Annotated in this window: 16 protein-coding genes; 9 read left to right on the forward strand and 7 right to left on the reverse strand. The window is 69.5% G+C overall.

Annotated elements, in window-relative coordinates; all coding sequences use genetic code 11:
• Positions 1 to 34: 34 nt before the first annotated feature.
• A complete protein-coding gene (locus tag OG266_RS22855; RefSeq protein WP_371548121.1) occupies positions 35 to 1321 on the reverse strand; it encodes a pentapeptide repeat-containing protein in 1287 nt (428 codons plus the stop codon).
• A gap of 76 nt (positions 1322 to 1397) precedes the next feature.
• Here OG266_RS22855 and OG266_RS22860 point away from each other — a divergent pair, with 76 nt between their 5' ends.
• The 8 genes from OG266_RS22860 to OG266_RS22895 all read left to right on the forward strand — a co-directional run bounded on the left by OG266_RS22860 (position 1398) and on the right by OG266_RS22895 (position 11623).
• A complete protein-coding gene (locus tag OG266_RS22860; protein ID WP_371548122.1) occupies positions 1398 to 2267 on the forward strand; it encodes a DUF2797 domain-containing protein in 870 nt (289 codons plus the stop codon).
• A gap of 126 nt (positions 2268 to 2393) precedes the next feature.
• A complete protein-coding gene (locus OG266_RS22865; RefSeq protein ID WP_371548124.1) occupies positions 2394 to 2771 on the forward strand; it encodes an antibiotic biosynthesis monooxygenase in 378 nt (125 codons plus the stop codon).
• Between the two features lie 157 nt (positions 2772 to 2928).
• Entirely contained in the window at positions 2929 to 3669 is a 741-nt protein-coding gene (locus tag OG266_RS22870; protein WP_266458853.1) for a response regulator transcription factor, read from the forward strand.
• Positions 3666 to 5285, forward strand: a complete 1620-nt coding sequence (locus OG266_RS22875) for a sensor histidine kinase (RefSeq protein WP_371548127.1) — start codon at positions 3666 to 3668, stop codon at positions 5283 to 5285. Before OG266_RS22870 ends, OG266_RS22875 begins: the two co-directional genes overlap by 4 nt.
• 14 nt (positions 5286 to 5299) lie before the next feature.
• Positions 5300 to 6847 (forward strand): glycosyltransferase, encoded by a 1548-nt coding sequence (locus OG266_RS22880; protein ID WP_371548128.1) that lies wholly within the window; start codon positions 5300 to 5302, stop codon positions 6845 to 6847.
• Entirely contained in the window at positions 6844 to 9069 is a 2226-nt protein-coding gene (locus OG266_RS22885) for an ArnT family glycosyltransferase (protein ID WP_371548130.1), read from the forward strand. Before OG266_RS22880 ends, OG266_RS22885 begins: the two co-directional genes overlap by 4 nt.
• A gap of 158 nt (positions 9070 to 9227) precedes the next feature.
• A complete protein-coding gene (locus tag OG266_RS22890; RefSeq protein ID WP_371548131.1) occupies positions 9228 to 10739 on the forward strand; it encodes an MFS transporter in 1512 nt (503 codons plus the stop codon).
• Positions 10740 to 10849: 110 nt separating this feature from the next.
• The gene (locus OG266_RS22895) at positions 10850 to 11623 is read left to right on the forward strand and encodes a TetR/AcrR family transcriptional regulator (protein WP_266458864.1); all 774 of its coding nucleotides are present in this window, start codon (positions 10850 to 10852) and stop codon (positions 11621 to 11623) included.
• Positions 11624 to 11815: 192 nt separating this feature from the next.
• On the opposite strand, the gene OG266_RS22900 is transcribed toward OG266_RS22895, so the two are convergent.
• The 4 genes from OG266_RS22900 to OG266_RS22915 all read right to left on the reverse strand — a co-directional run bounded on the left by OG266_RS22900 (position 11816) and on the right by OG266_RS22915 (position 16370).
• Complete coding sequence (locus OG266_RS22900) at positions 11816 to 12286, reverse strand: PPOX class F420-dependent oxidoreductase (RefSeq protein ID WP_266458866.1); 471 nt, start codon at positions 12284 to 12286, stop codon at positions 11816 to 11818.
• Between the two features lie 49 nt (positions 12287 to 12335).
• On the reverse strand, positions 12336 to 13157 hold the full coding sequence (locus OG266_RS22905; protein WP_371548132.1) for a YceI family protein: 822 nt from the start codon (positions 13155 to 13157) through the stop codon (positions 12336 to 12338).
• Positions 13158 to 13269: 112 nt separating this feature from the next.
• Positions 13270 to 15780, reverse strand: coding sequence for an MFS transporter (locus OG266_RS22910; protein ID WP_371548134.1), 2511 nt, complete (start codon positions 15778 to 15780; stop codon positions 13270 to 13272).
• Between the two features lie 89 nt (positions 15781 to 15869).
• Positions 15870 to 16370: a MarR family winged helix-turn-helix transcriptional regulator gene (locus OG266_RS22915; protein WP_266458874.1), complete on the reverse strand. Its 501-nt coding sequence runs from the start codon at positions 16368 to 16370 to the stop codon at positions 15870 to 15872.
• A gap of 234 nt (positions 16371 to 16604) precedes the next feature.
• Between OG266_RS22915 and OG266_RS22920 the strand changes: the two genes are divergently transcribed.
• Positions 16605 to 16808 (forward strand): hypothetical protein, encoded by a 204-nt coding sequence (locus OG266_RS22920; protein ID WP_266829415.1) that lies wholly within the window; start codon positions 16605 to 16607, stop codon positions 16806 to 16808.
• A 117-nt stretch (positions 16809 to 16925) separates the two neighbouring features.
• On the opposite strand, the gene OG266_RS22925 is transcribed toward OG266_RS22920, so the two are convergent.
• Both OG266_RS22925 and OG266_RS22930 read right to left on the reverse strand, forming a co-directional pair.
• Positions 16926 to 17651, reverse strand: a complete 726-nt coding sequence (locus tag OG266_RS22925) for a hypothetical protein (RefSeq protein WP_371548136.1) — start codon at positions 17649 to 17651, stop codon at positions 16926 to 16928.
• A gap of 75 nt (positions 17652 to 17726) precedes the next feature.
• Complete coding sequence (locus tag OG266_RS22930) at positions 17727 to 18641, reverse strand: RNA polymerase sigma factor SigF (RefSeq protein WP_371548137.1); 915 nt, start codon at positions 18639 to 18641, stop codon at positions 17727 to 17729.
• Between the last annotated feature and the right edge of the window lie 231 nt (positions 18642 to 18872).

The following is an 18872-nucleotide window of genomic DNA, read 5'->3' on the forward strand; positions in this document are numbered from 1 at the left end:
GGACCAACCACGTGCACCAACCACGTCGACCACTTCAGGACTTGGGGGTTTCCAGGTCCTCTCTCCAGCGGGCCTCGGCCTTGCAGTTCTTGATGTGGTTCTTGATTCGGCGGTCCGTCCTGAGTTCCTTGGGGAGACTCGTGTCGTCGTAGAGCTTCGAGTGGACGAGTTGTTCATACGTCAGTCCCTGGGCGCCCCTGAGGTCGGCTTCCTTGAGGTCCGCGTCGACGAGGTGGGCCATGCCGAGGTGGGCGCCTCTGAGGTCAGCCGCTCTGAGGATCACCTTGGTGAGGTCTACGGCCGTGAGGTTCGCGTTCATGAGTTGTGCGCCTGTGAAGTTGGCCGCTCTGAGGTGCGTGCTTCTGAAGTCCGCTCCCCTGAGGTCCGCCCCTACCAGCTGTGCGCCCGTGAGGTCCACCCTCACCAGGTTCATCGCCCTGAGGTCCACTCCTCCGAGGTCCACCCCTCTGAGGTCGACCCTGCTGAGGTCCACGTCCCTGAGGTCTGCCCCCTGGAGGTCCGCGTCTCGGAGGTCCGCTCCCCTGAGGCGTACCCCTGTGAGGTTCGTTCCCTTGAGGTCGGCTCCCCTGAGTCGGGCTCCTCGGAGGTCCGCACCCGTGAGGTCCACGTGCTGGAGGTTCGCGTGTTCCAGGTCGGCGTTGTGCCAGTCGATGCGTCTGAGGTCGGCGGTCGGTGTTCCGTCGGGGTCCGGGCGGCGCCCGAGTACGGTCAGGGCGGCCTGGACATCGACGGGCAACGGGTCGGCCGAGTCCTCCGGATCGCTGTCCTCGGGTTCCGGCTGGGCAGCCGGCATGAGTGCCTGTTTCTGCTCCGACGTAGGGGTGCGGATGAACGCCGCGAGGACCTCGATGATCGTGACCTGGTCCTTCTCGCTGTCCTTCATGATGCGTTCGAGGCTGTAGATGCCGCCCAGGCGTTCGTGGAGGTTCTCGGAGCCGAGGAGCTTGATGGCTTCCACGTAGCGGTCGGTGACCTGTTCCTCGCGGCTGAGTTCGTGGTTCTTGTGGGTGTACCAGAGGCCCAGGGCCGCGATGGCGCCGGCGGCGATGGCGAGGAGGGCGGTGCGGAGACCGGTGATGATGATGCCCGCGGACGAGACGAGCTCGCCGTGCTTGTCGCGGATGTGGCGGCCTTCGAGGAGCCAGGGGCCCCAGATCAGAAGTGCGACGAAGAGGGCGGCTGTGGCCACACCTGCCACCCAAGCCCATTTCCGCTTGGTCTCCGGCTTCATGAGTGCATGATGTCCGGCCGCCGGGTGCGGGATGCACGTAACGGGCCTATTCAGTACCGGAGTTGACATGTGACGTGCCCGCTCCGCCGTCCCCGGCCATCGCACCCGGCCCGGGTTGTCAGTGGTGGCCTCTACGCTTTCGGTGATGGCACAAATGTGGAGATGTACGGGGCTGCGGTGGGCCGGGGGTGGTCCCGGGCTCGTGTGGGACCGGGGGCGGAGCAGTGCGTTGACCTGGGGGAAGCGGGTCGCGTTCGCTGTGGTGGACGGGGGAGGGCGTACGTGTGTGGGGGCGCGGGGGAACGCGTGTCCCGTGAGTGCCGCGGTGTCCGGGCGGAGTGTCGGTGCCCGGTGCGAGGAGTGCGGGCGCCTCGACCGGGCCCATTCCGTCGCGGCGGACACCATCCCGGACGACCTTCGGCCCTACTCCGTCTATCTGGCCTGGTTCGGGCCCGGGATGGTCAAGGTCGGGATCACCGCCGTCGAGCGTGGCTCCGCTCGGCTCCTTGAGCAGGGAGCCGTTGTCTTCACCTGGCTGGGCAGAGGGCCGCTGATGGCCGCCCGGCGGAGCGAGGAGCTCTTGCGTACGGTCCTCGGCGTACCGGACCGGATTCCCTACGACGCCAAGCGCGCCGTCCGGAGTGCACTGCCGGACGTGGAAGCCCGAGCCGCGGAGGTTCGTGAGCTGCACGCGCGGGCGGTACGGCTCGGCGGGTGGCCCGAGTCCCTGGAGCGCATGCCGTTCGAGGCGGTCGATCACGCCGGTGCCTTCGGGCTCGACGGGCTGCCGCCGGCCTGGGGTGTCGTCGGCGAGCTTGTCGCGGGGGGTGTGGTGAGCGGGGAACTGGTTGCCGCCGCCGGGCCCGATCTGCATCTGGCCACCGAGCGCGGGGTCGTCGTCCTCGATACGCGCCTGATGACCGGATGGGAGCTGACCGCCGCCGACGCGGACGCCGGACTGACCGTGCCGGTACGGGAGTTGAGGGACACCGCCGTGCAGGACGGGCTCTTCTGAAACATCGGACGGGGGATCCGGGCGAGGGGCGGATGAAGGCCGCAATGGTCAAGACTTGGATCCCCTTTGGATCCCGTTCGACAAGGCGCTGGACGCCGGGGAACGCCCGCCCCGAAAGTGGCTGACATGAGCGATCACGCCATTGCACCTGACGCCCCTGCATCTGCCGCCGCCCCCGTCACCGCCCACGAACCCCCGTACTACGCCGTCGTGTTCACATCCCTGCGGACGGAAGGCGACAACGGCTACGGCGAGACCGCCCAGCGCATGGGCGAGCTGGTCAAGGAGATCCCCGGCTTCCTCGGGGAGGACTACGCGCGGACGCCCGGCGGGCTCGGGATCAGCGTCGCCTACTTCCGGGACGAGGCCGCCATCGAGGAGTGGCGGAACCACCAGGAGCACCGGGCGGCGAAGAAGCACGGGCGCGACCACTGGTTCGAGCGCTACAGCATCCACATCTCAAAGGTCGAGCACAGCCATGGCTTCGAGCGCGCCCACCAGTGACAGCCCGGTGCCCACCTCAGGACCTCTCTGACACCTCCCGATCACAGCGAGTGCTGAGCCCCGCCCAGGTGTTCCCTGAGAGGCGGCTGTGCGTTTCTCAGGAAAATCACAGGTTCCAGAAAGGATGTTCTCAGCGGCGCCGAGCAATGTGTCGGCTATGACCACGACCTCGCCCCAGGGGCGCACCGAACTGCTGAGGCCGGACGGGAGCCCCGTCCGAGTGCTTGTGGTGGACGACGAGCTGTCGATCACCGAGCTGCTGTCCATGGCCCTTCGCTATGAAGGCTGGCAGATCCGCAGCGCGGGTGACGGGACGGGAGCGATTCAGACCGCTCGCGACTTCCGGCCCGACGCCGTCGTCCTCGACATGATGCTGCCGGACATGGACGGGCTGACCGTCCTGGGGCGGCTCCGCCGCGAGCTGCCCGACGTACCGGTCCTCTTCCTGACGGCGAAGGACGCCGTCGAGGACCGTATCGCCGGGCTCACCGCAGGCGGCGACGACTACGTCACCAAGCCCTTCAGCCTCGAAGAGGTCGTGGCCCGGCTGCGCGGACTGATCCGCCGCTCCGGCGCCGCCGACCGCCGCAGCGACTCCGTGCTCGTCGTCGGGGACCTCACCCTCGACGAGGACAGCCACGAGGTCTCGCGGAGCGGCGAGGGCATCCACCTCACCGCCACCGAGTTCGAGCTGCTGCGCTTCCTGATGCGCAACCCGCGCCGGGTGCTCAGCAAGGCGCAGATACTCGACCGCGTGTGGTCGTACGACTTCGGTGGCCAGGCCAACGTCGTCGAGCTGTACATCTCGTATCTGCGCCGCAAGATCGACGCCGGTCGTGAGCCGATGATCCACACCCGGCGCGGTGCCGGTTATCTGATCAAGCCCGCGGCGTCATGAGCGGACGACGACGGCCGCGAGCGCAGAAGAGGCGACTTCGACAGCCGCGCACGCTGCGGACGCGGCTCGTCGTCTCGGCGGTGGCGCTCATCGCGGTGGTCTGTGCCGTGATCGGCACCGTGACGACCATCGCGCTGCAGAAGCATCTGTACGAGCAACTGGACGGCCAGCTGGGCGAGGCCTCCGCGCGCGCGACCGGCGGCCCCCTGAAGCCAGGGGGCGGCAACCCGGACAACACCCAGATCCCCGGGGCCATCGCCGACGCCAACTCCACGGACAACGAATTCGAGTTCCTCACCCGGGGGCCGAGCGCGGAGAACACGGTCGCCGCCGTCGTGGAGAACGGCGGGATCACCCAGGCGGTCATCTCCAAGGAGAAGACCGACAGCAGCGGCACCTTCAACGGGATGGACACCCCGGAGCTCACCGAGGCGCAGACGGCCGCCCTCGGCTCCGTGTCCAAGACCGGCGAGCACACCGTGGAGCTGCCCGGCCTCGGCGAGTACCGCGTCACGTACAAAGAGGGCAGCAAGGGCAACTTCTACGTCGCCATCCCCACCAAGTCCGTCACCAACACCATCAACACCCTCATCCTCGTCGAGGTGAGCGTCACCGGCGCCGGCCTTGTCGCCGCCGCCATCGCGGGCAGCGTGCTCGTCGGCGTCGCCCTGCGCCCCCTGCGCAAGGTCGCCTCCACCGCCACCCGCGTCTCCGAACTCCCCCTGCACAGCGGCGAAGTCACCCTGTACGAGCGGGTCCCCGAGTCCGAGGCCGACCCGCACACCGAGGTCGGCCAGGTCGGTGCGGCCCTCAACCGGATGCTCGACCACATCCACGGCGCCCTGCACGCGAGACAGCAGAGCGAGACGCGCGTACGCCAGTTCGTCGCGGACGCGAGCCATGAGCTGCGTACGCCACTGGCGTCGATCCGCGGATACGCCGAGCTGACCAGACGCGGCAGGGAGGAGACCGGGCCCGACACCCGGCACGCGCTGGGCCGGATTGAATCCGAAGCCGGGCGCATGACCCTCCTGGTCGAGGACCTTCTGCTGCTCGCGCGGCTCGACGCCGGGCGGCCGCTGCAGTACGAGCAGACCGACCTCGTACCGCTGGTCATCGACGCCGTGAGCGACGCCCGGGCGGCCGGGCGTGATCACAACTGGCGCCTGGAGCTGCCTGATGAGCCCGCGCTGGTCCTCGCGGACGCGGCACGGCTGCAGCAGGTCATGGTCAACCTGTTCGCGAATGCACGCACGCACACACCGCCGGGTACGACCGTCACCGCACGTGTCCACCAGCAAGGACCGTGGCTCTGCGTGGACGTGCAGGACGACGGCCAGGGCATTCCGCCGGACCTGCTCCCGCGCGTCTTCGAACGCTTCGCACGTGGAGATTCCTCGCGTTCCCGGTCCTCCGGTTCGACCGGTCTCGGGCTTGCCATCGTGCAGGCCGTCGCATCAGCGCATGGAGGTGCTGTGACCGTCGACAGTGTGCCCGGACGTACTGTGTTCACCCTGCATCTGCCCGCGCTGCCCGTCCAAGCGGCTGTAACAAATTCGCAAACGTACTCACAGTCAGAGCACAGTGCCACCACATGGGCGCAACAGGGCGCTTGACAAGAGTCGTTGGCATGCGAACCGATTCTTCTCCCGGCAACCTGCCGGCGCGGGAGCACCTCCCGGCCGGGTCCGCCGGTACGCCTGTCCTGGACGTAGTGATCCCCGTCTACAACGAGGAGAAGGACCTTCAGCCGTGTGTGATGAGACTGCACGAGCACCTCAAGCGCACCTTCCCGTACGAGTTCCGTATCACTGTCGCGGACAACGCCTCGACGGACACGACTCCGCAGGTCGCCGCACGGCTGGACGCCGAGATTCCGGAAGTACGGTCCTTCCGGCTGGAGCAGAAGGGCCGGGGCCGGGCGCTGCGCACGGTGTGGTCCGCCTCGGACGCCCCGATCCTCGCGTACATGGACGTGGACCTGTCCACCGACCTCAACGCCCTGCTGCCGCTGGTGGCGCCGCTGATCTCGGGTCACTCGGACCTCGCGATCGGCTCGCGGCTGGCCCGGAGCTCGCGCGTGGTGCGCGGTGCCAAGCGGGAGTTCATCAGCCGTACGTACAACCTGATCCTGCGCGGTTCGCTGCAGGCGCGCTTCACGGACGCCCAGTGCGGCTTCAAGGCGATCCGGCGTGATGTCGCCCAGGTGCTGCTGCCGCTGGTCGAGGACACCGGCTGGTTCTTCGACACCGAGATGCTGGTCCTCGCCGAGCGGGCCGGACTCCGGATCCACGAGGTGCCGGTCGACTGGGTCGACGACCCGAACTCGACCGTGCACATCGTCAAGACCGCGACGGACGACTTGAAGGGCGTGTGGCGCGTCGGACGTGCCCTCGCCACCGGTTCGCTGCCGCTCGACCGGCTCGCCCGCCCCTTCGGGGACGACCCGCGCGACCGCGAACTGACCGACGTGCCCAAGGGCCTCGCCCGCCAGCTCGTCGGCTTCTGCGTGGTCGGCGCCCTGTCCACACTGTTCTACCTGCTGCTCTACAGCGGCTTCCGTACTTTCTCCGGCTCGCAGGTCGCCAACGCGCTCGCCCTGCTGGTCTCGGCCGTCGCCAACACGGCCGCCAACCGGCGCCTGACCTTCGGCGTACGCGGCCGGGGCGGCGCCATCCGCCACCAGGCGCAGGGCCTGGTCGTCTTCGGTATCGGACTCGCCCTCACCAGTGGTTCGCTCGCCGCCCTGAACGCGGCGACAACGGACCCCGGGCACTCCACGGAACTGGCGGTGCTCATCGCCGCCAACCTCGCGGCGACGGTCCTGCGGTTCCTGCTCTTCCGGGCCTGGGTCTTCCCCGACCGGCGCGACGAGCCCGCCTCCCCGGTCGGGGCGGTCCGCAACCCGGCCTCGCCCACCTACTCGACGGCGGGCCCGCAGCAGTACCAGGGACAGCCGCCGTACCCAGGACAGCCGCCGTACCCAGGACAGCCGCCGTACCAAGGACAGCAGCAGTACCAGGGACACCAGCAGTACGAGCAGTTCCGCACAGAGCAGTTCCACACAGACCAGTTCCGCGCCGGTGAAGCCGCGGACCGCACCTACGGCGACGCGACCATGCAGCTCGAAGCCGTGCGCCCGTACGACGACGATCCGAATCCGAGGAACGCACGATGACGACCCAGTCCGATACGAGCTATCAGGGGGGAGCGAATCCCCCCAGCAGTACCGTGGACCCCTCCGTGGGGCCGTCGGCCTCGACGGCTGTACACGAGCCGGTCGTGCCCGCCGCCTCCCCCGACTCCGGTGAGCCGAAGCAGCCCTTCGCGCGCCGCCTCTGGCGTGGCCGGCCCGAGGACCCGAGCTGGGCGCGCCCCGCGTTCCTCGGTCTGCTGGTCGTCACCGCGGTGCTGTACCTGTACAACCTGAGCGCCTCCGGCTACGCCAACTCCTTCTACTCCGCGGCGGTCCAGGCCGGCAGCGAGAGCTGGAAGGCCTTCTTCTTCGGCTCGCTGGACGCCTCCAACGCCATCACCGTCGACAAGCCCCCGGCCTCACTGTGGCCGATGGCGCTGTCGGTCAAGATCTTCGGCCTCAGCTCGTGGGCGATCCTCGTTCCCGAGGTGCTGATGGGCGTCGGCACGGTCGCCGTCCTGTACGCGGCCCTGCGCCGCCGCTTCAGCCCGGCAGCGGGCCTGATCGCGGGCGCCGTGCTCGCGCTCACCCCCGTCGCCGCGCTGATGTTCCGGTTCAACAACCCGGACGCGATCCTCGCGCTGCTCATGACCGTCACGGTCTACTGCGTGATCCGCGCCCTTGAGGACGGCCGTACGAAGTGGCTGGTCTGGGCGGGCGTCGCGGTCGGCTTCGCCTTCCTGTCGAAGACCCTCCAGGCCTTCCTGATCCTGCCGCCGCTCGCGATCCTGTACGCGGTCTGCGCGCCGGTGAAGCTGAAGAAGCGGTTCGTGCAGCTGGGCTGGTCGACGCTCGCGCTGCTCGTCTCCGGCGGCTGGTGGGTCGCGATCGTCGAGCTGTGGCCGGCGTCCTCGCGTCCCTACATCGGCGGCTCGCAGGACAACTCCTTCCTTGAACTGACCTTCGGCTACAACGGACTCGGCCGTATCAACGGCGAGGAGACCGGCAGTGTCGGCGGCGGAGGCGGCGCCGGTGGCACCGGGCAGTGGGGCGAGACCGGCTGGGACCGGATGTTCAACTCCGAGATCGGCAGCCAGATCTCGTGGCTGCTCCCGGCCGCGCTGATCCTGCTGGTCGCGGGCCTCGTCCTCACCCGCAAGGCCAAGCGGACCGACCTGACGCGCAGTTCGTTCCTCGCCTGGGGCGGCGCGCTGCTGATGACCACGCTGATCTTCAGCTACATGGCCGGCATCTTCCACCAGTACTACACGATCGCCCTGGCTCCCTACATCGCCGCGGTGGTCGGCATGGGCGCCACGGTGCTGTGGGAGGAGCGCTCGAAGCTCTGGGCCTCGCTCACCCTCGCCGCCTCGGTCACCGCGACTGCGGCCTGGGGTTACGTCCTCCTCAACCGCACCCCCGACTACCTGCCCTGGCTCAAGTGGCTGGTCCTCATCGGCGGTCTGGTCGGCGCCCTCGGCCTGATCTTCGTGGCCAAGCTGGGCCGCCAACTGGCGCTCGCGGCAGTTGCGTTGAGCTTCGTGGCCTCGGTCGCGGGTCCGACCGCGTACACCCTCAGCACGGTGAACACCGGGCACACCGGGTCCATCGTGACGGCCGGCCCGTCCGGCGCGAGCATGATGGGCGGCCGCGGTGGCGGCGGCGGTGGCATGGGCGGTGGCGGCGGCTTCCCGGGCGGCGGCGGCAACACGCAGCAGGGTGGCGGCAATGCCCAGCAGGGCGGCGGCATGGGCCAGCCCCCGACAGGTGGCACCGGCGGCGGCTTCCCCGGCGGCGGCACGAACGGCAACACCCAGCAGAACGGCCAGGGCGGTACGACCGGCGGCCGGACGGGCGAAGGCGGCATGGGCGGTGGCGGCGGCGCCGCGGGTCTGCTCAACGGCGCGACCGTCACCGACGAGGCGAAGGCGCTCCTCGAGAAGAACGCCGACGACTACACCTGGGCGGCCGCGGCCATCGGCGCCCAGAACTCCGCGAGCTACCAGCTCGCCACCGGTGACCCGGTGATGGCGATCGGCGGCTTCAACGGCACCGACCCGTCGCCGACGCTGGCCCAGTTCAAGGAGTACGTGGCCGACGGCAAGATCCACTACTTCATCTCCAGTGGAACCGGCGGCGGCATGGGCGGCAGCAGCGAAGGCACCTCCTCCCAGATCACCTCCTGGGTCGAGGCCAACTACACGAAGGTGACGGTCGGTTCGGCCACCTTCTACGACCTGACGCAGCCGACCAGCAGCAGCTGACGGTTTCCTCTCGGGGGCCTGACGGTTCCCTCTCAGGGGTCTGACGGTTCCTTCTCAGGGCGGTGGCCCGGGGCATTCGCTCCGGGCCACCGCCCTTTCGTACGCCTGGAAAACAACCTTGTTGTACGCCGTACAGGAGCTGTTCTACGGTGTACAGCATGTCCCCCACCCAGACCACCACCGACACCCCCACCCAGGCCCACCAAGGACACCCCCAGCGCTGGCTCATCCTCGGTGTCATCTGCCTCGCCCAGCTCACCGTGCTGCTCGACAACACCGTGCTGAACGTCGCGATCCCCTCCCTCACCCGCGAACTCGGCGCGGGAACCGCCGACATCCAGTGGATGATCAACGCGTACTCCCTGGTGCAGTCCGGGCTGCTGCTCACGGCGGGCAGCGCGGCCGACCGCTACGGCCGCAAGAAGATGCTGGTCGCCGGACTCGTGCTGTTCGGGATCGGGTCGGTGGCGGCCGGACTCGCCGACTCCACGGGGCAGTTGATCGCCGCGCGGGCGGGCATGGGTGTCGGCGGCGCGCTGCTGCTGACGACCACGCTCGCCGTCGCGATGCAGATCTTCACCCCCGACGAGCAGCCGAAGGCGATCGGCGTCTGGAGCGCTGTCAACGCGCTCGGCTTCGCGACGGGGCCGCTCCTCGGCGGGTTCATGCTGGACCACTTCTGGTGGGGCGCGATCTTCCTGGTCAATCTGCCGGTGGTGGCGCTGGGGATAGTCGCGGTGGTGGCCCTCGTACCGGAGTCGAAAAACCCGCGCGGGGACCGTCCTGACCTGCTCGGCGCGCTGCTCTCCACGATCGGTATGAGCGCGCTCGTGTACGCGATCATCTCCGGGCCCGAGCACGGCTGGGCGTCGGGGCGGGTGATGGCCACCGCGGTGGGCGCGGTGGCGGTGCTCGCCCTCTTCGCCCACTGGGAGAGCCGGATCCCGTACCCGATGCTCGATCTGCACTTCTTCCGCGACCGGCGCTTCACGGGAGCCGTCGCGGGCGCGGTGCTCATCACCTTCGGCATGGGCGGGGCGCTGTTCCTGCTGACCCAGCACCTCCAATTCGTCCTGGGATACGGGCCCTTGGAGGCCGGGCTGCGAACCGCGCCGCTCGCGCTCGCCGTCGTCGCCCTGAACTTCTCCGGCCTGTCGGCGAAGTGGACGGCGAAGCTCGGTACGCCGGTGTCGATCGCGCTCGGCATGGTGCTGATGTCGGGCGGGCTCGTCTCGATCGCGACGCTCACCGCGTACGGGTACGGCGGCACGCTGCTCGGGCTGCTGCTGATCGGCGTGGGGTGCGCCATCGCCAACCCCGCCATGGCGCACGCCATCATGAGCGCCATCCCCCGGGAGAAGGCGGGCGTCGGCGCGGGCATCAACGGCACGCTGGCCGAGTTCGGCAACGGCCTCGGCGTGGCCGTGCTCGGCGCGGTCCTCAACTCCCGTTTCGCGGCGCTCATTCCGGTGGCGGCGAGCTCACTGCCCGCGGCGCTCGCGTCCGCCGGCTCTGCGGACGAGCGGGGGCGGATCACCGACGCGTTCTCGTCGGGGCTCGAGACCAGCCAGCTGGTGGGTGCGGTCGCCGTACTTCTCGGGGGGCTGCTGGCGGCGGCGTTGCTGCGGCGGGCCGAGCGGGAAGACTCCGCGGTGGCGGTGTCCGCGTAACGCGGAGTGCTGGTGTCCGTCTGACGCACGATTAGCATCATTCGAGAAGGGCGGACCGGTGAATTCCGGGCCCACTCTCTTGAAGTACCGAGTTCCGAGGAAGGTGCGCCATGGTGAGGGCAGCCGACAGGGCCGAGCGGCCGGCGCGGACCAGTGTCTGGCTGGAGGGCAAGGCCGCCCGGGGCGGTTCGGCCCGGGGCGGCGGGCAGCCGTCGGGGCTCGACCGGGGCCGGATCACCGAGGTCACGGTGCGGCTGCTCGACGCGGAGGGGATGGCGAAGTTCTCCATGCGCCGGCTGGCCGCCGAGCTGAACGTCACCGCGATGTCCGTGTACTGGTACGTCGACACCAAGGACGACCTGCTCGAACTCGCCCTCGACGCGGTCTTCGGCGAACTGGAGCTGCCGGACGCGGAGTCGGGTGAGGACTGGCGCGACCAGCTGCGCTTTCTCGCCGGCGGCTACCGGGCCCTGCTGGTGCGCCACCCCTGGGTGTCCCCGCTCAGCGGCACCTTCCTGAACATCGGCCCGCACTCGATGGCCTTCTCGCTCCGCGTCCATGAGGTGATCCGCAGGACGGGCCTGCCCCCGCACGGACAGATGGGCGCCCTCTCGGCGGTCTTCCAGTTCGTCTACGGCTTCGGCACGATCGAGGGCCACTTCGTGCAGCGGTGCGCTTCCGCGGGGATGAGCCAGGACGAGTACTACCGCCAGGCCATGAGCACGATCGGCGAACAGCCCCAGTTCGCCGCGCACGTCGCCAGCTCCGCGGACCTGCTGGAGGCCCGCGGCGGCGACACGGTCGAGGAAATGCGCGAGCGAGACTTCACCTTCGCCCTGGAGACACTGATCGCGGGCATCGAGACGATGGTGCAGCGGGGCTGAGGACTGGGTTTTCGCCCCCTCCGCCCCTACCCGTCCCGCACCAGCCTTTCGGCTGCGGGTGTGTGGGGGCTTGTCGCGCAGTTCCCCGCGCCCCTAAAGGGGCGCGGGGAACTGCGCAGTCTTTTAGCGGGGTCTGGGGGCGCAGCCCCCAGGAACGGGACGGGTAGGGGCGGAGGGGGCGAGTAAACGCTCCTACTCCTGCGGAGCCAACCGCGCCGGGAACCCCCCGGTGGCGACCGGCCCCCACCTCTCCGGCGTGACCCGGATGATCGACTTCCCCTGCTTGAGCATCGCCTCGCGATACTCGTCCCAGTCCGGATGCTCACCCGCGATGTTCCGGTAGTACTCGACGAGCGGCTCGACGGAGTCGGGCGAGTCGATCACCTCGGCGTAGCCGTCGATCTGGACCCACGGCCCGTTCCACTCGTCGCTCAGCACGATCAGGCTGACCCGCTCGTCCCGCTTGGCGTTGCGGGTCTTGGCGCGCTCCGGGTACGTCGAGACGACGATGCGGCCGGAGTCGTCGACCCCGCAGGTCAGCGGGGATCCCTGCGGGCTCCCGTCGGTGCGGCGGGTGAGCAGGATGGCGCGGTGCCGGGGACGTACGAAGTCCAGCAGTTCGTCGCGGGAGACAGAGGTGTTCGTCGCGGTGTTCGGTGCCATGGCTCGCAGCCTAGGGCCTGTGACGGCCACCTGCCTGTCCCTGCCGTTCCTACGCCTGTGGGAGTGTTTCGCCCTGCACGGCCTGGATGTCGAGTTCCACCTTCAGCGTCGTGCCGATGGCGGCGATGCCCGCCTGGACGACCTGGTTGTAGTTCATCGCGAAGTCCTCGCGGTGCAGGTCGGCGGTGGCGCGGAAGGCGGCGCGGGTGCCGCCCCAGGGGTCGGCGCCGGTGCCGAGGTAGGCCAGGTTCAGGTCGACCGGGCGTACGACGCCGTGCATGGTCAGTTCGCCGTGGACGGTCCAGCGGTCGGAGCCCGCGGGGGTGAGGCCCGTCGAGTTGTAGGTGATCTCGGGATACCTGACGACGTCCAGGAAGTCCGGGGACTTCAGGTGTTCGTCGCGCATCGCGTTGCCGGTGTCGATGGAGGACGCGTCGATCACGGCCTCGACGCGGGACTTGGCCGTCTCGTCCGGGGCGATCTCGATCCGGCCCCGGAATCCGGTGAAACGGCCGTGCACGCTGGAGATGCCCAGGTGCTGGGCCACGGCTCCGACGGACGAGTGTGCGGGGTCGATGGTCCAGGGGCCGGGCGGCGGCAGTTCGGTGCCGCCCTGGCGGGCGAGGGTCACATTGCCGGCATCGGCCCGTCCGCTCGCCGTGACGATGGCGCTGGAGGCCGCGGGTGCGTATCCGACCGCCGTGACGATCACTGTGTACGCGCCGGGAGCGAGCGGGGTCGTGTCGCGCACGGCTCCTTCGGTGTCCGCCTCGGCACGCAGCACCTGTGCGCCGGTCATGTCGGTCAGCGTGACGACCGCGTGCGACACGGCCCATCCGTCCCGCGTACGAATCCTTGCGGTCAGTCCCATCCCGTTTTCTCCCTGCGAATTACCAAAAACAACTGCGAGTCGGTCAAAAAAGAGACCGGCCCGTGAGGGCGCGCCTCCGCTCAGAGCGCGCGCCCCACGGGCCGGGGTCCGGTTACTCGCCGGGGTGGGCGAGTTCGATGTCGTGGGCGTCGACGCCGCGGCCGTTGACGGTGAGCGCGGTGGCCACCGGCGGGTAACCCGTCGCGATGACCGTGTACTCGCCGCTGTCCAGGTCGGTGAAGGCGTACGCCCCGTCCGTGCCGGTCCTGGCGGTGCCGACCACGTTCCCGGCCGCGTCGACCAGCGTGACCCGCGCGTCGCCGAGCGGCCCGCCCGGTGCCCGTACGACACCCTGGACCAGGGCGCCCGAGGCGAGTTCGACCTCGACCCGGGTCACCCCGGTGCCGCCGACCTCGACGGGCAGGGCGACGGGCCGGTGCCCGGCGGCGTTGACCGCGACGGTCACCGAACCGGGGATCAGCTCGGCGAACGTGAACTCGCCCTGCTCACCGGTGGTTCCGGTGGCCAGCACGTCACCGCGCACGTCGGTCACGATGACCATGGCGTCCTTGACCGGGGTCCCGCCCTCGGAGGCCCGCACGACACCGCTCAGCCCGCTTGTGCCGCTCAGCAGGATGTCGTACGTGACCGGCTCGTCGTTCACGAGGACCGTCGAGGCCTGCGGCTGGAAACCGTCGGCGGAGGCGATCAGTACGTAACTGCCCACGCCGGGCGCGTCGACGGCGTAGGAGCCGTCGGCCTGCGCGACCGAGCGGCCCAGCTGCCGTCCCGCGAGCGAGATCAGCGTGACCGCGGCCTGCGGCACGGGCGCGCTTTCGGCGCCGCGGACGTGCCCGCGTACCGGAATACCGCTGGACATGGGGGTGCTCTCCCTCTCTGCGGCGACTGCCGCGACTGCCGCGACTGGTGCGGCCGCAAGCTGCTGGGTGGCTTCGGGGCTCGCCTCAGGCTGTGTGACGGCCCAGCTCGGGACCTTCTCTTCAGAGGCCGGAGCCTCCGCCTCGGCGGCCTGAGCCAGCGCGCCCGAGGTCCGCAGCGGGACCTCCTTGATGAACAGCATCACGAGGAAGGCGAGCAGGGCCGTGCAGGCGGCGATCAGGAAGACGTCCGCGATGCCGTGGCCGTACGCGCTCTCCATCACGGTGCGCAGCGGGCCAGGCAGCGTGTCCATGTCCGGGATGCTGCTGTCCGAGCCGGAACTGGCCGCGGCCGCTGCGTACTTGGGGTCGAGGCCCGCCAGGCCGTCCGTGGCGTAGTGGCTGATCCGGTTGGCCATCACCGCGCCCAGCGCGGAGACGCCGATCGCGCCGCCGAGGGAACGGAAGAACGTCACCGTGGAGCTGGCCGAGCCGAGGTCGGCCGGCGCCACCTGGTTCTGTGTGGACAGCACCAGGTTCTGCATGGTCATGCCGACGCCGAGGCCGAGGAGCGCCATGTAGACGGCGACGTGCCAGTAGGGCGTGTCGTACCGGATGGTGCCCAGCAGGCCAAGGCCCGCGGTGATCAGGACGCCGCCGCTGACCAGCCAGGCCTTCCACCTGCCGGTCTTGGTGATGATCTGGCCGGAGACGGTGGAGGCGACGAACAGGCCGCCGATCATCGGGATGGTCATGACGCCGGACATCGTCGGCGACTTGTCCCGGGCCAGCTGGAAGTACTGGCTGAAGAACACCGTGCCCGCGAACATCGCGACACCCACGAAGAGCGAGGCGAGGGAGGAAAGGGTGATGGTGCGATTGCGGAACAGCCGCAGCGGGATGATCGGCTCGCTCGCCCTGGACTCGACGAGCACGAACAGCAGACCGAGCACGATCGAGCCGCCGACCATCGCGTACGTCTGCCACGACACCCAGTCGTACTTGTCACCGGCGAAGGTGACCCAGACAAGGAGCAGCGAGACCGCGGCGGAGATGAAGAACGCGCCGCCCCAGTCGACCTTCACGTCACGCTTCACGACGGGCAGGTGCAGGGTCTTCTGCAGCACGATCAGCGCGATGACCGCGAACGGCACACCGACGTAGAAGCACCAGCGCCAGCCGAGCCACGAGGTGTCCGTGATGACACCGCCGAGCAGCGGGCCGCCGACGGTCGCGACCGCGAACGTCGCGCCGAGGTAGCCGGAGTAACGCCCGCGCTCACGCGGGGAGATCATCGCGGCCATCACGATCTGCGCCAGGGCGGACAGACCGCCGACGCCGATGCCCTGGACCACCCGGCAGGCGATGAGCATGCCGGGGTTCTGGGACAGACCCGCGGCGGCCGATCCCAGCACATAGATGACGAGGGCTATCTGTACGAGCGCCTTCTTGCTGTACAGGTCGGAGAGCTTGCCCCACAGGGGCGTGGTCGCGGTCATGGCCAGCAGCGAGGCGGTGACGACCCAGGTGTAGGCGGACTGGCCGCCGCCCAGATCGCCGATGATCTCGGGCAGGGCATTGGTGACGATCGTCGACGACAGGATCGCGACGAACATGCCGAGCAGCAGACCGGAGAGCGCCTCCATGATCTGCCGGTGCGTCATCGGAGCACCGTCGGAGGATCCGGAGGACCCACCTCCGTGCTTGGCGTGTGCCCGCACACCGGCTGGTGTGGTCGTTGCCATGGGCTTCCTTCTCTTACGTACGGATTCGTGCATACGGGTGCGTATATGGCCGATGCGTATCTGCCGGATTCGTGTATGCGGATTCGTACTTACGCGGGTGTACGGGTGGTCAGTTCTGTCGCATACGAGTGCGGGTGAGGGGGCCGATGAGGGGCGGCCGTACGGCACTCGCCGAAGCTCTCGCGCAGCCGGGTCATGAGCCGGGTGAGCTGTCCGACCTCGTCGTCGGACCAGTCGCTCAGGCGGTCGGCGAGGAGCCGTGACGTGCGCCGGGAGAGCTCGTCGAGCTGCTCATGGCCCGCGGCGGTGAGGCGCAGGATGCGCGAGCGCTTGTCGGCCGGGTCGGGGGACCGTTCGATCCAGCCCCGGTCCGCGACGTGCGCGACGTGCCGGCTGGTCACCGACATGTCCACGGAGAGCAGCTCGGCGAGCCTGCTCATCCGCATCTCGCCGTACCGGCCGAGCAGCGTCAGCACGGCGGCCGAGCCGCCGGGGCATTCGGGCGGCAGGATCCGCCCCATGTCCCTCTTCACGGCACCGATGGCAGAGAGCTGACGAGCCAACTCCTCGTACTGCGCCTGCTCCGCCATCACACCTCCCGCATTCGTTGCTTAGGGCAACCATAAATATGTTGGTTGCCGCAGGCAAACTAAATCGGGGGTAAGGGGCTAAAAACTTGGCAAAGGCAAGTATTGGCGAACGTAAACTCGCAGGTCGGGAGGGTGGTCCCGGCCCCCGCGTGAGCTGTTCGGATCGCAGCGGAGGTCCCGGGGCGCAACCCCCGCACTTGGGCAACCGTCCCGCGTTCGCTAGTGTCCTGGCCCATGGCAAACACCCAGGGCCCCGAGGGCAACTACGACCCCGCGGGAAGCACCCAGATGTTCCGCGCATTCGTCGACGAGGCCCCCCAGGGCCGGCAACAGCAGCAGGTGGCCGCCCAGGCGGGTCCCCGCATCGGCCTGATCATCGGCGTCGTCCTCGCCGTGGTGGTTGTCGCGGCGGTGGCCTGGCTCGCACTTGGCAAGTAGCACGAGGGTCCACCGAGAGGCGCCGCGGCCACTTCCACCGGGGGCCGCGGCTCCCCCATGCCGGGCCGCAGCAGCTGCATCCGCCGGACTGCGGCAGCTACATCCACCGGACTTCGGCTACTTCCACTGGACGGCGACGTCCCGTGTCTCGATGTGCATGCCCAGCGGTACGCGCCACGCGTCGACGCACACCGTCCAGGTCTTCGTCCGCTCGGCGCCCGCGGCGATCGGCACGGGCAGCTCCTCGGCGGACTCGATCGTCGCCCAGTCGATCCCGAGCGCCCCGATGATGTGCGTCCCAAAGGTCACCGTGCCCGAACGCACCGCCGTACCCCCGGTGTTGCGGAAGACGACGGTCACCCGCTCACACCACCGCTGATCGGCGCTCTCGCGCTCGGGGGTGCCTACGGTGAGCGCGGCGGGCCCGGGTTCCACGGGGGTCTCAGGGGGTGCGCTGGTCGCCGTACCCGAGTCCGAGCCCGAACTCCCGCCCGTACTCCCGCCCGTACTCCCAGAGTCCACATCGCCCGGTGAAGTCGTACGTCCGCCACCGGGACCACCGGTCGAAGCCGCCGGCCCGCCGCTCCCACCGCTTGGAGTGGACGCGGCGACCGAAGTCCCGCTCCCCGCCGCACCCTTGGACGCCGAGAGCTTCTCCAGAGGGACCAACTCCACGTCCCCCGTGGGCGCCACGGCCGGGCCGGACGCGGGGCGCTGCACGGCGACGTAACCGCCCCCGCCGCCCCCGGCGCCACAGGCGACGAGCACGCCCCCCAGACACACAACAGCCGCCGAGGCACCCGCGAGGGCACCTCGGCGACCACGTATCGACTGTCGGCGCATCGCGTCAGTGTGGCTGACGCTCCGTCAAATATGAACCCTCGGGCCGCCGCTGAACACTTCCCTCTGCCGGATCCCTCAGTCGGAGATGAGTCCTTCGCGCAGCTGCGTGAGCGTCCGCGTCAGGAGCCGGGAGACGTGCATCTGCGAGATGCCGACCTCCTCGCCGATCTGCGACTGGGTCATGTTCGCGAAGAAGCGGAGCATGATGATCCGGCGCTCGCGGGGCGGGAGTTTGGCGAGCAGCGGCTTGAGGGACTCGCGGTACTCGACGCCCTCCAGGGCGGTGTCCTCGTAGCCGAGGCGGTCCGCGAGGGAGCCCTCTCCGCCGTCGTCCTCGGGGGCGGGCGAGTCGAGGGACGACGCCGTGTACGCGTTGCCGACCGCGAGGCCGTCGACGACGTCTTCCTCGGACACGCCGAGCGCGACGGCGAGTTCGGCGACCGTCGGGGAGCGGTCGAGCCTCTGCGAGAGCTCGTCGCTGGTCTTGGTGAGGGCGAGCCGCAGCTCCTGGAGCCGGCGCGGGACGCGCACCGACCAGGACGTGTCGCGGAAGAACCGCTTGATCTCGCCGACGATCGTCGGCATCGCGAACGTCGGGAACTCCACGCCGCGTTCGCAGTCGAAGCGGTCGATCGCCTTGATCAGGCCGATCGTGCCGACCTGGACGATGTCCTCCATCGGCTCGTTGCGGGAGCGGAAGCGGGCCGCCGCGTACCGGACGAGCGGGAGGTTGAGTTCGATGAGGGTGTCCCGGACATAGCCGCGCTCGGGGCTGTTCTCACCCAGTGCGGCGAGCCGCAGGAACAGGGAGCGGGACAGGGTGCGGGTGTCGATGGCTCCCGAGGTGACGGGTGCCCGGACGGCCTCGGCGGCCGGGACGGCCGGAGCGGCATCGGGGGCCGGAAGGGCCGGGACATCGTGAAGCGCGTCGGGCGCCGGTTCGCTCTTCGTGAGCGTGAGCACCTTCGAGCTGCCCTGGTCTGCGGACATGCCACCCCCTTTGGGTCGCGGACGGTCGCGGCGGACGCTCCCGTCGGAGGAACGCAGCCTCCACCTGAATACCGGAGGCGAGGCCGCGGCAAACGCTCTAGCCGCAGAATGTCACATGTCGGCAACACGCTGAAGTGACATGTCGACACAGAGGGGGTGAATAGGCCCTGGATAGAGGGGGTCTGACAGTTTTTCAGCGCCGAACAGCCGGAAAAGACGCCGGTGAGCGAT

The sequence above is a fragment of the Streptomyces sp. NBC_00554 genome, assembly GCF_041431135.1.
Lineage (GTDB): Bacteria > Actinomycetota > Actinomycetes > Streptomycetales > Streptomycetaceae > Streptomyces.

Bases quoted from the DNA above. Each gene is read 5' to 3' on its own strand.
- OG266_RS22855 (WP_371548121.1), bottom strand. From the start codon at position 1,321: ATGTCAACTCCGGTACTGAATAGGCCCGTTACGTGCATCCCGCACCCG.
- OG266_RS22860 (WP_371548122.1), top strand. From the start codon at position 1,398: ATGGCACAAATGTGGAGATGTACGGGGCTGCGGTGGGCCGGGGGTGGT.
- OG266_RS22865 (WP_371548124.1), top strand. From the start codon at position 2,394: ATGAGCGATCACGCCATTGCACCTGACGCCCCTGCATCTGCCGCCGCC.
- OG266_RS22870 (WP_266458853.1), top strand. From the start codon at position 2,929: ATGACCACGACCTCGCCCCAGGGGCGCACCGAACTGCTGAGGCCGGAC.
- OG266_RS22875 (WP_371548127.1), top strand. From the start codon at position 3,666: ATGAGCGGACGACGACGGCCGCGAGCGCAGAAGAGGCGACTTCGACAG.
- OG266_RS22880 (WP_371548128.1), top strand. From the start codon at position 5,300: ATGCGAACCGATTCTTCTCCCGGCAACCTGCCGGCGCGGGAGCACCTC.
- OG266_RS22885 (WP_371548130.1), top strand. From the start codon at position 6,844: ATGACGACCCAGTCCGATACGAGCTATCAGGGGGGAGCGAATCCCCCC.
- OG266_RS22890 (WP_371548131.1), top strand. From the start codon at position 9,228: ATGTCCCCCACCCAGACCACCACCGACACCCCCACCCAGGCCCACCAA.
- OG266_RS22895 (WP_266458864.1), top strand. From the start codon at position 10,850: ATGGTGAGGGCAGCCGACAGGGCCGAGCGGCCGGCGCGGACCAGTGTC.
- OG266_RS22900 (WP_266458866.1), bottom strand. From the start codon at position 12,286: ATGGCACCGAACACCGCGACGAACACCTCTGTCTCCCGCGACGAACTG.
- OG266_RS22905 (WP_371548132.1), bottom strand. From the start codon at position 13,157: ATGGGACTGACCGCAAGGATTCGTACGCGGGACGGATGGGCCGTGTCG.
- OG266_RS22910 (WP_371548134.1), bottom strand. From the start codon at position 15,780: ATGGCAACGACCACACCAGCCGGTGTGCGGGCACACGCCAAGCACGGA.
- OG266_RS22915 (WP_266458874.1), bottom strand. From the start codon at position 16,370: ATGGCGGAGCAGGCGCAGTACGAGGAGTTGGCTCGTCAGCTCTCTGCC.
- OG266_RS22920 (WP_266829415.1), top strand. From the start codon at position 16,605: ATGGCAAACACCCAGGGCCCCGAGGGCAACTACGACCCCGCGGGAAGC.
- OG266_RS22925 (WP_371548136.1), bottom strand. From the start codon at position 17,651: ATGCGCCGACAGTCGATACGTGGTCGCCGAGGTGCCCTCGCGGGTGCC.
- OG266_RS22930 (WP_371548137.1), bottom strand. From the start codon at position 18,641: ATGTCCGCAGACCAGGGCAGCTCGAAGGTGCTCACGCTCACGAAGAGC.